Origin of the sequence: Streptomyces sp. NBC_01635, assembly GCF_045209715.1 — a bacterium.
GTDB classification, from domain to species: domain Bacteria; phylum Actinomycetota; class Actinomycetes; order Streptomycetales; family Streptomycetaceae; genus Streptomyces; species Streptomyces hirsutus.
This window is the reverse complement of record NZ_CP109277.1, coordinates 5,276,785-5,289,860: the sequence shown is the minus strand read 5'-3', so window position 1 is coordinate 5,289,860 and position 13,076 is coordinate 5,276,785. Positions and strand designations below refer to the sequence as shown.

At 72.5% G+C, this 13,076-nt stretch carries 10 protein-coding genes and 1 pseudogene; 3 read left to right on the top strand and 8 right to left on the bottom strand.

The window, feature by feature from the left end:
- Positions 1 to 11 precede the first annotated feature (11 nt).
- Positions 12 to 371 carry an NADH-quinone oxidoreductase subunit A gene (locus OHB56_RS24740; RefSeq protein WP_055570452.1) on the bottom strand — a complete coding sequence of 120 codons (360 nt, stop codon included), beginning with the start codon at positions 369 to 371 and terminating at the stop codon, positions 12 to 14.
- A gap of 1,244 nt (positions 372 to 1,615) precedes the next feature.
- Here OHB56_RS24740 and OHB56_RS24735 point away from each other — a divergent pair.
- A complete protein-coding gene (locus OHB56_RS24735) occupies positions 1,616 to 2,470 on the top strand; it encodes a C40 family peptidase (protein ID WP_326754196.1) in 855 nt (284 codons plus the stop codon).
- Positions 2,471 to 2,927: 457 nt separating this feature from the next.
- Here the strand turns inward: OHB56_RS24735 and OHB56_RS24730 are convergent, their stop codons facing one another.
- The gene (locus OHB56_RS24730) at positions 2,928 to 4,211 is read right to left on the bottom strand and encodes a geranylgeranyl reductase family protein (RefSeq protein ID WP_406355692.1); all 1,284 of its coding nucleotides are present in this window, start codon (positions 4,209 to 4,211) and stop codon (positions 2,928 to 2,930) included.
- Positions 4,212 to 4,309: 98 nt separating this feature from the next.
- On the opposite strand from OHB56_RS24730, the gene OHB56_RS24725 reads away from it, so the two are divergent.
- Both OHB56_RS24725 and OHB56_RS24720 read left to right on the top strand, forming a co-directional pair.
- The gene (locus OHB56_RS24725; protein ID WP_406355690.1) at positions 4,310 to 4,816 is read left to right on the top strand and encodes a GNAT family N-acetyltransferase; all 507 of its coding nucleotides are present in this window, start codon (positions 4,310 to 4,312) and stop codon (positions 4,814 to 4,816) included.
- A 148-nt stretch (positions 4,817 to 4,964) separates the two neighbouring features.
- Positions 4,965 to 5,333 carry a PASTA domain-containing protein gene (locus tag OHB56_RS24720; protein WP_406355689.1) on the top strand — a complete coding sequence of 123 codons (369 nt, stop codon included), beginning with the start codon at positions 4,965 to 4,967 and terminating at the stop codon, positions 5,331 to 5,333.
- Between the two features lie 107 nt (positions 5,334 to 5,440).
- Here the strand turns inward: OHB56_RS24720 and OHB56_RS24715 are convergent, their stop codons facing one another.
- The 6 genes and pseudogenes from OHB56_RS24715 to OHB56_RS24690 form a co-directional block, all read right to left on the bottom strand.
- Positions 5,441 to 6,136: a demethylmenaquinone methyltransferase gene (locus tag OHB56_RS24715; RefSeq protein WP_406355687.1), complete on the bottom strand. Its 696-nt coding sequence runs from the start codon at positions 6,134 to 6,136 to the stop codon at positions 5,441 to 5,443.
- A 67-nt stretch (positions 6,137 to 6,203) separates the two neighbouring features.
- Entirely contained in the window at positions 6,204 to 6,881 is a 678-nt protein-coding gene (locus OHB56_RS24710) for an imidazolonepropionase-like domain-containing protein (protein ID WP_406355685.1), read from the bottom strand.
- Positions 6,882 to 6,888: 7 nt separating this feature from the next.
- Positions 6,889 to 8,088, bottom strand: a complete 1,200-nt coding sequence (gene mqnC / locus OHB56_RS24705) for a cyclic dehypoxanthinyl futalosine synthase (RefSeq protein WP_055595538.1) — start codon at positions 8,086 to 8,088, stop codon at positions 6,889 to 6,891.
- Between the two features lie 297 nt (positions 8,089 to 8,385).
- Positions 8,386 to 9,222: a prepilin peptidase gene (locus tag OHB56_RS24700; RefSeq protein WP_406355684.1), complete on the bottom strand. Its 837-nt coding sequence runs from the start codon at positions 9,220 to 9,222 to the stop codon at positions 8,386 to 8,388.
- Entirely contained in the window at positions 9,219 to 12,221 is a 3,003-nt protein-coding gene (locus tag OHB56_RS24695) for a BTAD domain-containing putative transcriptional regulator (RefSeq protein ID WP_406355683.1), read from the bottom strand. The genes OHB56_RS24700 and OHB56_RS24695 overlap by 4 nt, the downstream gene beginning before the upstream one ends.
- Positions 12,222 to 12,475: 254 nt before the next feature.
- A pseudogene (locus tag OHB56_RS24690) lies at positions 12,476 to 12,853 on the bottom strand (hypothetical protein); the annotation flags it as partial.
- Positions 12,854 to 13,076: the final 223 nt, after the last annotated feature.

The window sequence follows — 13,076 nt, the reverse complement described above, 5'->3', positions numbered from 1 at the left end:
TCAAAGGCCCTTCAGTCCCATTCCAGCCCGCCGCGCCGCCATACGTAGGCGTAGGCGACGAAGACGGTGAGCACGAAGAGCAGCATCTCCACGAGCCCGAAGATCCCCAGGGCGTCGAAACTGACGGCCCAGGGATAAAGGAAGACGATCTCGATGTCGAAGACGATGAAGAGCATCGCCGTCAGGTAGTACTTGATGGGGAAGCGCCCGCCGCCGGCCGGCGTGGGGGTCGGTTCGATACCGCACTCGTAGGCCTCGAGCCTGGCGCGGTTGTACCGCTTCGGACCGATCAGCGTGGCCATGACCACGGAGAAGATCGCAAAGCCTGCCCCGAGGGCTCCCAGTACGAGGATGGGCGCATACGCGTTCACCGCTCCTCGCTCCTCTCAGTCGGCACTGACTGCTGGCGAGTCGGGCTCACTTGCGCCCCACGTGCCCCACGAACCACGCCCGCCCCGGCGAAGATCGAGAACATGTGAAGCAGGTCACAAGCCCAACCGCTCCGCATCCTATGCCCGCAAGTCTGTGATCTGCGACACGGGGTATTGCACAAGCTTTGTGATCTCCACCACCTGACGAACGATCATGAAGCCGGAGGAGCGGTGATCTTCGCACGCGAAGCGTCCGCGCGGTCACCAGAAGTGACATTCCGCCGCGTCGTTGCAGGCCAGAGAGGCGTCTCCATATCAAGATGGTTCCTCTGCATGCAAATTGGTGCTGGACTCGATCGCTTGCTAGAGAGCGCGTTCACACATCGGGGGGACGCGGGGCGCGATGTGGACGTGTGCGCGCGTTCACGAAGTCCGGACGGCACGGAGCCGTCGCGGGTCCGGCCGCGACCCCCTCCCGGATCCGGCCGCGCCCCCGACTGCCGCCGGCCGCGACCCCGACTGCCGCCGGCCGCGACCCCGACTGCCGCCGGCCGCGACCTCGGCCGCACACCCGCCCGCGCACCCGCCCGCGAACCCGGCCATGAACCGAAGGTGGTGCACGCTCCCCCCGAACCCGACCCCAAGCGCGTCCCGGGCCCACCCCGGGACCCACCCCGAAGTCCACCCGGGACCCGCCCCGGGACCCGCCCCGGAGTCCACCCCGGGACCCGCCCCGGGACCCGCCCCGGAGTCCACCCTGGAACCGACCCGAGGGCGGCCGTCCCGGACCATGCCCGGACTCGCCCCGCGCGCGGCCCGGACTCGCCCGAATGCGAGCCGCACGCGAACCCGGACGCCGCGCCGAACACGGCCCGAACACGGCCCGGTCGCAGCCCGGCCGCAAGACCCGTCGCGGTCCGGCCGCGAGACCCGTCGTGGCCCGGCCGCGATCCCGGCGCAACCCGTCCGCAATCCGTCCGGAGCTCGCACACCGGACGCGGCGACAGGGGTAACCGTTCCGTGACCTCCGCCACATCCGCCGCCGGGGCGCGAGAAGAGGGCTTGGCCAATCACTTCAACCGATGGTAGGCAGGGGGCAATTCGGACGTAAAGATGAAAGACCGTGATCACGGGCCCATTACGCCACGCCCGCAATGTCCGTTACGGCGTCAATAAAGAGCGACGCGCCCGGGATTCGGCGCCGCGATTGAACAATTGTGGCGCAGCACACGTTTCTTGTGGATATGAAGGAGCCCCTGGTACCGGTTGTTCCCATGTCCCACACCGCTCACATACGAAGCCACCGGAAACCCCGCCGCACCGCGCAGACCACGATGGCGATGCGGGCCGGAGTGGCCGGTGGCGTCCTCGGCACTCTGGCAGTGGCCGGGGCGTCGGCCTCGGCGGTCGCCGCAGAGCCGGTGACCCAGACCCTCTCCCTGCCCACCCTGACGGCCGACCTGTCCACTCAGGTCGCCCAGTCCGCGGAGGCCACCCAGCAGGCCGCCGCGAACTACCAGCTGCAGGCCGAGCGTGACGCCGCCGCCGCCAAGGCGGCCAAGACGGCCAAGGCCGACCTCGCCGAGGCCAAGGAGAAGGCCGAGGCGAAGAAGAAGGCCGCCGAGGAGGCCCGCAAGGCCGCCGCCGAGCGCGCCACGCGCGATGCCGAGCGTGTCACCCTCACCGCCGACGCGGGCACCACGAGCACGGCGGCCACCACGACCACCGTCTCCGCGCCGGCCAGTGGCAGCGTCGCGACGGTGATCTCCTTCCTCAAGGCGCAGGTGGGCGACGCCTACGTCATGGGCGCCACCGGCCCCAACGCCTGGGACTGCTCCAGCCTGGTGCAGGCCGCGTTCAAGCAGGTCGGCGTGGACCTCCCGCGTGTCTCGCAGGACCAGTCGACGGTCGGCACCGACGTCTCGCTGTCCAACCTCCAGGTCGGCGACATCCTGTACTGGGGCGGCAAGGGCTCCGCGTACCACACGGGTGTCTACATCGGTGACGGCCAGTACCTGGACGCCGCCAACCCGTCCAAGGGCGTCGTCATCCAGGACCTCTCCGGCTACCCCGCGTCGGGCGCCGTGCGCGTGCTCTGAGCGACGTCCGCACGCACCCGGACAAGGACCCGGACCCCTGGCGGTCCGGGTCGCCGGGCCCGGTTCGCACGGGCCCGGCCGACGTGGGCCGAGGGGCCGCTGCCGCTCGTGGGCAGCGGCTCTCTCCGTCCGTGCTCACGCGCGCCCGCCCACACGTCCCCCGCGCGCCTTCCGTTCGCGCGCTTCTCCCTCACCCCGGCCGACCCCTCCGGTCGACCGAGATCACCCCGCATGCCCGAATTGTCGGCTGCTTCGCGGGGATTGACGGGCCGGTACGCGCCGGCCGGACCGCGCACAGCCGCGTGGCAGGCCTTCACGGCGCCCCGGACACGCGTCGGCGGCCGCGAGCCCATCCATCCGGCCCCGGCCGCCCACAGCGCCCCTCACGGCTCCCGCGTCCCCGGGTCCGCGCACGACGGGACGCGCGCCCCCGGGCGCGCAGGGGGCGCGGGACGCCTCACGCCTTCGGCGCCACCTTGCTCAGACCGTTGATGACGCGGTCCATCGCGTCGCCGCCCGTGGGGTCCGTCAGGTTGGCGAGCAGCTTCAGGGTGAACTTCATCAGCATCGGGTGCGTCAGTCCGCGCTGGGCGGCGATCTGCATGATCTTCGGGTTGCCGATGAGCTTCACGAACGCGCGGCCGAGCGTGTAGTAGCCGCCGTAGGTGTCCTTCAGGACGCGCGGGTAGCGCTGGAGGGCGATCTCCCGCTGGGCCGGCGTCGCCCGCGCGTGTGCCTGGACGATGACCTCGGCGGCGATCTGCCCGGATTCCATGGCGTAGGCGATGCCCTCGCCGTTGAACGGGTTCACCAGGCCGCCCGCGTCGCCCACGAGCAGCAGTCCGCGCGTGTAGTGCGGCTGGCGGTTGAAGGCCATCGGGAGCGCGGCGCCGCGGATCGGGCCGGTCATGTTGTCCGGGGTGTAGCCCCAGTCCTCGGGCAGCGACGCGCACCAGGCCTTCAGGATCTCGCGCCAGTCCAGTTCCTTGAAGGAGGCCGAGGTGTTGAGCACCCCGAGGCCGACGTTGCTCGTCCCGTCGCCCATGCCGAAGATCCAGCCGTAGCCGGGCAGCAGCCGGTCCTGCGCACCGCGGCGGTCCCACAGCTCCAGCCAGGACTCCAGGTAGTCGTCGTCGTGGCGCGGCGAGGTGAAGTACGTGCGGACCGCGACGCCCATCGGGCGGTCCTCGCGGCGGTGCAGCCCCATCGCCAGGGACAGCCGTGTGGAGTTGCCGTCGGCGGCCACCACCAGCGGGGCGTGGAAGGTGACTTCCCGCTTCTCCTCGCCGAGCTTGGCCTTCACACCGGTGATGCGGCCGGTGCGGTCGTCGAGGATCGGCGCGCCCACGTTGCAGCGCTCGTACAGGCGCGCGCCGGCCTTCTGGGCCTGCCGGGCGAGCTGTTCGTCGAAGTCGTCCCGCTTGCGGACCAGGCCGTAGTCGGGGAAGGAGGCGAGTTCCGGCCAGTCGAGCTGGAGGCGGACCCCGCCGCCGATGATGCGCAGGCCCTTGTTGCGCAGCCAGCCCGCCTCTTCGGAGATGTCGATGCCCATCGACACGAGCTGCTTGGTGGCGCGCGGGGTGAGGCCGTCGCCGCAGACCTTCTCCCGCGGGAACGCGGTCTTCTCCAGCAGGAGCACGTCGAGACCGGACCTGGCCAGGTGGTACGCGGTGGCGGAGCCGGCGGGCCCCGCGCCCACGACGATCACATCGGCGGTGTTGTCGGAGAGGGGCTCGGTCACGGCGGGATCTCCCCAAGTTCGAAATCTGCGTGCCGACCGGCACTGGACACGGGCAGTCTATGCAGGACAATTGATCACCCGGCTGAAGGGCTGCCTCAATGCACCGAGCTCTGCCCGTTGTACGGCTTCGCGTACCCACTCATGAGGACGCCTTCGCCTGGCACCGGATCTTCGCCGATCCGGACGTCATGGAGTTCCACGGCGGCAGGGCCGCGGAGTTGTCGGTGTACGAGGAGCTCACCGCCCGCCAGCGGCGGCACGACGCCGAACTCGGCTTCTGCCTGTGGACCATGGTCGACGGGGCGGACCGCGTCATCGGCTTCACGGGCGCCCAGCCCTGGGAGCGGGACTGGGGTCCGACGGGCGAGATCGAGATTGGCTGGCGCCTCGGCCGGGAGCACTGGGGCAAGGGGTACGTCACCGCCGCGGCGCACCAGACGCTGGAACGGGTGCGCGCCACCGGCGTGCGGGACGTGGTCGCGATGGTCGATGCCCGCAACACCCGCTCGACGGCGGTCACCCGGCGGCTCGGGATGCGCCTCGCCGAGACGTTTCCGATCCCGGCCTCGGACCGGGAGGGCCACTGCTACCGGCTGGTCCTCTGAGAGCGGACCCACGGGCACAAGTGGAAGCACAAGCCACCACTTTCGCTACGCAATGTGACCGATTGTCACAGATAGCCACGCGATGCTTCCTGTCGGCGCGGGGCCGTGCCTACTCTGCCGGTACCGCTGGGGGGTGACGTCCGTGCGTATGACACCCAGGACACTCGACAGGACACCCGAGGTGCGCGTTCCGCGCCTGGTCGGCCTGATGGCCGTGGACGCGCGCGAGTCGGCTCGTGCGCGCGGCCTGCACCTCGAGGCGCCGGACCGGCCGGACTTCCACCTGACCGTCGTCGAGTACGTCGTGCGCCAGTATCCGCCGCCCGGTGCCGAGGTGCCGCGGGACTCCCTGGTGCACGTGTGGTTCGACTTCGGCGAGGGGGACGGCGGCGGAGGCGTGCGCGAGCCGCGCGGACCCGTACCGCCCGGCGGCGTCCTCCAGCGGGAACTGGACGAACCCGGCGCCCCCGGCACGGCCGTCCCCCGCGCGGCGACGGCGACCCTCGGGCCGCCCTGACCGGTCGGGGCCTTCCCCGGCCCGCCCTGACCGGTCGGGGCCGCGTTTCGCGGCCCTTCGCGACCGACCCCCGGTCCGGACCGTTCCCGGACCCGGACCGTCTCGCCTCAGCTCGCCTTGAGGCCCCGGTGCAGCGCGACCACGCCGCCCGTGAGGTTGCGCCAGGCCACCTTCGTCCAGCCGGCGTCCTGCAGCCGACCGGCCAGGGCGGGCTGGTCGGGCCAGTCCCGGATGGACTCGGCGAGGTAGACGTACGCGTCGGGGTTGGACGACACCGCGCGGGCCACCGGCGGCAGCGCGCGCATCAGGTACTCGGTGTACACGGTGCGGAACGGCGTCCAGGTGGGGTGCGAGAACTCGCAGATGAGGATGCGTCCGCTGGGCCGGGTCACCCGGTGCATCTCCCGCAGGGCCGCGTCCGTGTCCTGGACGTTGCGCAGTCCGAAGGAGATGGTGACGGCGTCGAAGACGTCGTCCTTGAAGGGCAGCCGGGTCGCGTCGCCGGCGGTGTACGGCAGCCAGTTCCGGCGCCGTTTGCCGACCTGGAGCATGCCGAGGGAGAAGTCGCAGGGGACGACGTAGGCTCCGGCCTGCGCGAAGGGCAGCGAGGACGTCCCCGTACCGGCCGCCAGGTCCAGGACCTTCTCCGCGGGGCGTGCGCCGACCGCCTTCGCCACCTCCTTGCGCCAGATCCGGTCCTGACCGAGCGACAGCACGTCGTTGGTCAGGTCGTACCGTTCCGCGACGTGGTCGAACATCGAGGCGACTTCGTGCGGCTGCTTGTTCAGGGATGCGCGGGTCACGGGCCCATTGTGGCAGGACGGGCCCGCCACGGTCCCGGAGCCCCCGGCCGCCGGGCGACAGGCCGGGCTACCGGCGCCGGTACACCAGTCGTCCCGCCAGGACCGTCGCCACGCACGTGACGGCTCCCCGTTCGCCCAGCGCGGCCTCGTCGGGGACGTCGAACACGGCGAACGTCGCCACCGAGCCCCGGTTCGGGAACGGTGTCACAAGCGCCTCGGCCGGAGACCGGCCGCCCAGCGGATCGAGGCACGGCACGCCGTCCCAGGACACGCCCCCCTCCCCGGCGGCCCCGGCAGGGACTCCGGTCGGCCTCGGCTCCACGCGCAGCCCGGCCCGGCGCACCGCGTCCGCCACGGCGGGCCGGCGCGGCTCCCCGCCGACGGCGACGGTCCCGTGCGCCAGCATCCGCTGCACCCCGCGGCGCGCGCTCGCGCCCCAGCGGGCGTCGGTCATCGGCAGCGCCGCGAGCGCCTCGCCGACGAGTGGGTCGGTGCCCAGTTCGTCGGCCTCGCGCGGGTCGGGATGGTAGGCGTGCTCCAGCAGTTCGGGCCCGTACGGGTGCAGGAGCCCGGGGGTGAGCAGTCCCGGCCAGCGTCGTACCCGGGCCGTGGGATGTGCGGCCGCCAGTTCGCCGTACGGGCCGACGGCCGCGACCGTCCGCCCGTCGACGAGGACCGCACCCTGCGGCACCGGCGGCCGGCCGTCGCCCGTGATCAGCAGGTCGGCTGCGTGAAGTGTCGTCACACGGAGCCTAGTTGGAGGCCAGGAGCTTCAGCTCCGGGTGGGCTGTGCCGCCCTCGATCGCCGTGGAGGAGATGTGGGAGGCCACGCGGTCGTCGACGGGGTCGTCGGCCGGGTCGTCGTGCACGACGAGGTGCTCGTAGGTGGTCGACCGCTGGGCGGGTACCCGCCCGGCACGGCGGATCAGGTCGATGATCTCCAGCCGGTTGGAGCGGTGCTTGGCGCCGGCCGACGACACGACGTTCTCCTCCAGCATGATCGAGCCGAGGTCGTCGGCGCCGTAGTGCAGGGAGAGCTGGCCGACCTCCTTGCCGGTGGTCAGCCACGAGCCCTGGATGTGGGCCACGTTGTCGAGGAAGACGCGGGCGATGGCGATCATCCGCAGGTACTCGAAGAGGGTGGCCTGCGTCCGGCCCTTCAGGTGGTTGTTCTCGGGCTGGTAGGTGTACGGGATGAAGGCGCGGAAGCCGCCGGTGCGGTCCTGCACGTCCCGGATCATGCGCAGGTGCTCGATGCGCTCGGCGTTGGTCTCGCCGGTGCCCATCAGCATGGTGGACGTCGACTCCACGCCCAGCCCGTGCGCGATCTCCATGATCTCCAGCCAGCGCTCGCCGGACTCCTTCAGCGGCGCGATGGCCTTGCGCGGGCGCTCGGGCAGCAGCTCGGCCCCGGCCCCGGCGAAGGAGTCGAGCCCGGCCGCGTGGATCCGGGTGATGGCCTCCTCGACCGACACCTTCGAGATCCGGGCCATGTGCTCGACCTCGCTCGCCCCCAGGCTGTGGATGACGAGCTGCGGGAACTCCTTCTTGATGGCGGCGAAGTGCTTCTCGTAGTACTCGACGCCGTAGTCCGGGTGGTGGCCGCCCTGGAACATGATCTGCGTGCCGCCCAGCTCGATCGTCTCCGCGCAGCGGCGCAGGATGTCGTCGAGGTCGCGGGTCCAGCCCTTGGCGGTGTCCTTGGGCGCGGCGTAGAAGGCGCAGAACCTGCACGCCGTGACGCACACGTTCGTGTAGTTGATGTTGCGCTCGATGATGTACGTGGCGATGTGCTCGGTGCCGGCGTACTTCCGCCTGCGTACGGCGTCGGCGGCGGCGCCCAGCGCGTGCAGCGGGGCGTCGCGGTAGAGGTCGAGCGCCTCTTCGGGGGTGATCCGCCCACCGGCGGCGGCACGGTCGAGGATGGGCTGAAGGTCGGCCTTCTCGGTCACCGGGCGTCCCTTTCGTAAGGTTCGTAAGGGTTGTGGACGGGCTGAACCAGCCTACGCCAGCGGCCCACGACGCCCGACGTCAGGCCGATGGGCGCCCCGTCGCACCTGCCCAACCGTCACATCGTGTACGCGCCGGCGGCGGCCGGAGTGCGTCACACCGCTGCCGGATGTGCGTCACGCGGCGGCCGGGCACGCGTCGGGCCGGACACCCGTCGGGGGTGACGCCTGGGGGGGGGGACGCCTCGGAGGGAGTACGCCTCGGCCCGGGTACGCATCCGGTCGGTGACACCGGACGCGTCACGCCGTGTACGCGCCGATCAGCAGCCCGGCGAACGCCCCGGCGATCAGGAACGGCCCGAACGGGATGGCCGTCCCGCGCCCCGCCCGCCGCGCGACGACGAGGGCACCGCCGTACAGCGCCCCGAACAGGAACCCGGCGAAGGTGCCGAGCATCACGGTCGGCCAGCCGTACCAGCCGAGGACGGCCCCCGCGCCGAGGGCGAGCTTCACGTCGCCGAAGCCCATGCCGGCCGGGTTGACGAGGAACAGGGCGAAGTAGCCGGCGCCGAGCGCCAGGGCGCCCAGCAGGGCGGTCGTCCAGGCGCCCGCGTGCTCGGGGACGAGGGCGACCACGCCGAGCAGGGCGAGGGCGGCCGCGGCGAAGGGCAGGGTGAGCGGGTCGGGCAGCCGCTGCACCCGGAAGTCGACGACCGCCAGCAGCACGCCGACGGGCGCGAGCAGCAGCCAGACCGCCAGCTCGGGCCGGGTCCCGGTGGCGACGGCGAGGGCGGCGCAGACGAGCGCGGTCACGACTGCGGGGGCGACGGGTCCGGTGCCGTACGACGTCCCGGCCGTCCTCTCTCCGTCTCCGCGCGTGACATCCGCCTTGCGCCCGGTGTCCCCTTCGCTCCCGGCGTCCCCGGCGCCCTCCCCGCGCGGGGCGCACTGTCCGCACCGGGCCCGTCCGAGCCACCCGCGCAGCGGATGTCCCCCGGGGCACCGGGCGTGCCACGCCTCCCCCGCCGGGACGGCGAACCGGTACACCGCGCGGGGCAGCAGCGCGCCCGCCGCCGCGCCCCACAGCGCGGCGACCAGGACGACGACCGCGACCGACGGCACCGGCAGGTCGCTCATCCCGCGGCCGCGGCCTCGACCGCGTCGCGCCAGGCCGGCAGCAGTTCGTCGAGCAGGGCCTCGGTGCGCGGCGGCAGCCCGCGGGCGCCGCTGCGGCCGATGAGGTCGGCGGCGAGGGCGGTGAGCCGGGCGGGGTCGTCGAGGGCGTGGGTGGCGCGCAGCAGCTCGTTCCACAGCCGCTCGTCGACCGGGGCGGTGCGCAGGGCGGCGTTCAGCGCCTCGATGGCCTTCTCCGCGCGGCCCTTCTCCAGGTGGAACTCGGAGAGGGCCAGCCCGGTGTCGGCGACGAGCAGCGGAAGCTGGGCTTCGACGATCTCGTGGGTGAGCCAGCGGTAGCGGCCCTCGGGCCGGTCGGCGAGCAGCGGCCCGCGCACCAGCACCAGCGCGTCGGTGAGCAGCCGTCCGCGCACGGCCCGGCTGTCGACGCCCTTGCCCTGGGTCGCCTCGTGGTACAGCGACCGCAGCACGTCCAGGTCGGAGACGACGGACTGGGCGAGGGTGAGCCGGCCGGTGCGGTCGGTGCCGAGGCGAGGGGTGCCGTCGGTGTCGGTGCCGAGCCAGGCGCGCAGCCGGTCCAGGAGCGCCTCGCGCACGTCGTCGGTGACCCCGCGCGGCCACAGCGCGGACGACAGCACCCGCGGGTGGACGCCCTCGCGGTGCAGGAGCAGCAGGGCGAGCGCCTCGTGGAGCAGGGCGCTGCGCTCGCCGTCCGGGGTGTCGAGGCCGATGATCTCGTACGGTCCGACGAGTCGCGCGTACACGGCCGGCCGGCCCTGCTCACTGATGTCGACGAGGAACGGCGGGGTGTTGACCGGCCCGTCGGGCCCGCGGTCCGGGTCGGCCTCCACGAAGAGTTCGACGACCGCGCGCTGCTGGGCGGCGGGCAGGAGCTGCGCGTCGAGTTCGAGACCCAGCAGGGGCGCGAGCAGCTTGCCCTCGCCGGTGATCTCCATCTCCCAGGCGGCGCCCGGCAGATCGCCGCTCCCGGTGCCGACGAGGTAGCCGATGCCGAGGCGGCTCGCGTCGGCGGCGAGTTCGGCGAGCTTGACGGCGTCCTCGGCGGACGGCTCGGCGGCGAGCAGGACGAGCTGCGGGGCCCAGCGGGTGTGCTGGGCCGGGCCGGTGCGTCCGGTGAGGACGGAGTCGTGCCCGGCGGCGCCCAGCGCGCCCCGCCGCTGCCGCGTCTCCGCCTCCATGGTCTCGAGGAGCGCCTCGATGTCGTCGAGGTGGCGGAGCCGGTTGGGGGCGAGCGGGGTCAGGTCCTCGCCGAACCCGACGAGAGTAATGGTCATACGGTCCGACCATCCGTTGGTCGCCAGCTCGGCGGCGACGGAGGCGAACACGGCCGCCCGGTCGGCCTCGCTGCCGCTCAGCGAGACGATGCCGGGGACCGACTCCAGGTTGAGGAGCAGCCGCGAGTCGTCCATGGTGCCGAGGCTGACCAGGCCGGGGTAGGGGGCGGCGGTGTCGACGTCCTCGTACTGCCCGGCGTCGTCCTCGGCCAGCATCCAGAACGTCTGGTCCTGCCCGAGCCGCCACGGTGCCGGGGGCTTGCCGGCCGGCTGGGCGAGCTGGAGGTGCAGGTCGCCGGCGCTGAGCCAGGCCGCGTAGACGACCGGCAGGGCGCGCGACTCGGCGGCGAGGGAGGCGGCGAGCCCGCGCAGAGACCGGTCGAGCAGCCGTACGCCCTCGGGGTCGGCGCCGACGAGCAGCGCGTCCTGGATGTCCTGGGCGTCGCCTTCCGGCGTGGGCGGCTCCATCCCGCGCCGCCCGCCGACCGCCCCGAACGCCGACTGCCACAGCGCCTGCCGACGCCGGTGCCCGAGGGCGCCGAGGAGGCCGGCGGCGAGCAGGGGGGCGGCGAGCAGGGCTTCGGGGAGGCCGAAGGAGTGCCCGGCCTCGGCGGCAGGTGTGGCGTGCTCCTGCCCGGCGCTGGGGGCGGGGGCAGGCGCGGGAGCCGGGTTCGCCGGGGCGGGTGCGGGCCGCTGTTCGGGAAGGGAGACATGGGCGTCGCCGCCACTCTGGGCTCCGGCTCCCCCGCCCCCTTGCGCGTGGTCGCCGGTCCTGGCGTAGTCGTGGATCTGCTGCTGCGCCTCGGGCGAGACCTCGGGGGCCGCGTCGGGCATCTCGACCAGGTCGCCGCCGCGCGCGTCGCCGGGCATTTCCATGATCCAGCCGGGCCGGATGAGACTGGCCTCGGAGAGCTTGGAACCGTCGGGCTGGGTGCGGTCCTTGTTGAGCGCGAAGATCTCCTTGTAGCGGCGCCCGTCCCCGAGGTGCCGTTCGGCTATCTCCCAGAGGGAGTCGTGGTGACGGCCTTCGGGCGGCTGGATCCGGTAGAACTTCGTGTCGTCCTGCCGGGCGGTGCCGCCACCCGCCTCGGCCTGTGCGGCGGCGTGGGACGCCTGCTCGGCGAGAGCGGCGGCGGTCCCGGCGGCCTGCTCCTGCTGCTGGGCGAAGAGCCCCGGCGTCTGCTGGGCGGTGGCGGCGGTGGGCTGCTGGTTCCCCTCGATGCCCTGTCCCCACTGCGAGAGTCCCGGCGTGAAACTCGCCGCGGCGGCGCCGACGAGCAGCAGCGCGGCCACGAGTTGACGCGCGAGCAGCTGACTGGGCCCGGCCCCGGGCACCCGCCCCGGCACCCCGACCCCGGACAGCGCGGCCTTCATCTCGACGAGCACGCAGGCGGTGAACTGGGCCCAGGCGAGCCAGACGAAGAAGATCAGGATGTTCTGGAAGGTCTCGACGGAGACTTCCGTCTTGAGCCACTTCATGGGCTCGAACGTGCTCGGCAACGGCCAGCCCGCCACCATCGCGAGTGCGGCCGGCACCCCCACCACCAGCACGAGCAGCGCCACGAACGCGAAGAACGCCTTGACGAAGTCCCCGAAGGTCCGCCTCCGTATCCGCACGGGCTGAGGCGTCCGGTTCCGCGGAGCGGCGGAACCCCCGCTGTGGTCTCCCGTCGCGCTGGACGAGCTTGAACTACGGCGTCGTGGCATGGCGGGTGTCCCGGGTCGTGTGGTGGGGGAGGAGTCGTGGTGATGGCGTGGGGTGAGTCGGGATCAGGTGATGAAGGGCGCACTGAGCGTACTGAGCCTACAGAGATCCTATTGACTCGCACCGGCCCCGCCGAAGGGCGTCTTCACCCTCACCACGCCAGACTTCCCGCGCAACCCTCCAACACCTTCAAGTGCCCGACGTCATACGCCGGAACCGCTCAGGCGCAGCGGTTCCGACAGCCACACGAACCCCGTCAGCGAAGCAGCTCCTCCGCCGCTTCCGCGTGCACCGCCCGCCGCGCCCAGACCTCGAGCTGCTCCAGGTCGGTGCATGCCAGCACGTGCTCCCGGACTTCGTCCGGGACGGGGATGCCGCGCCACTCCAGAATGCGGAGCGTCATCTCGGCACCCTCCTCGATCCGGCCTTCCTCCCGACCCTCCTCGCGCACCTGTTCGGCCACCGGGTGTCGGAAGAAGTAGTGGATCGCCGCCATCAGGTCCCTCCAGATTTCCTTCGCCTGGGGATCGACCAGGCACGAGTCGACGAACTGAACGAACACCGCCGCGCTCTCGGCATCGATGGTCCGCAGGGCGGTAGCCAACGGCTTCAGTATGGCGGTGGCCTGCTTTCCCGCCGTACGAGACGATCATCCACGAGTTCGCCCTTCGGGTCCGCGTGGCCGACCGTCAGGTGACCCAGGCTCAACTCCTTACTCGCAGGTCCAGATGCGGACGTGCGGCGGCATCTTCTTCGCGGCGGCGGGTGCGGCGCGCCTGCCGCAGGGCGGAGGCACCCGCCGGGGTCTCCCTCCGCAAGGGACCTTAGCGACGGCGCCTCCCGCCGCAGCATCGAAG

Excerpts from the sequence above, each read along its gene's own strand:
- OHB56_RS24735 (WP_326754196.1), top strand. The coding sequence starts at position 1,616 with ATGAAGGAGCCCCTGGTACCGGTTGTTCCCATGTCCCACACCGCTCAC.
- OHB56_RS24725 (WP_406355690.1), top strand. The coding sequence starts at position 4,310 with ATGCACCGAGCTCTGCCCGTTGTACGGCTTCGCGTACCCACTCATGAG.
- OHB56_RS24720 (WP_406355689.1), top strand. The coding sequence starts at position 4,965 with ATGACACCCAGGACACTCGACAGGACACCCGAGGTGCGCGTTCCGCGC.
- OHB56_RS24695 (WP_406355683.1), bottom strand. The coding sequence starts at position 12,221 with ATGCCACGACGCCGTAGTTCAAGCTCGTCCAGCGCGACGGGAGACCAC.
- OHB56_RS24700 (WP_406355684.1), bottom strand. The coding sequence starts at position 9,222 with ATGAGCGACCTGCCGGTGCCGTCGGTCGCGGTCGTCGTCCTGGTCGCC.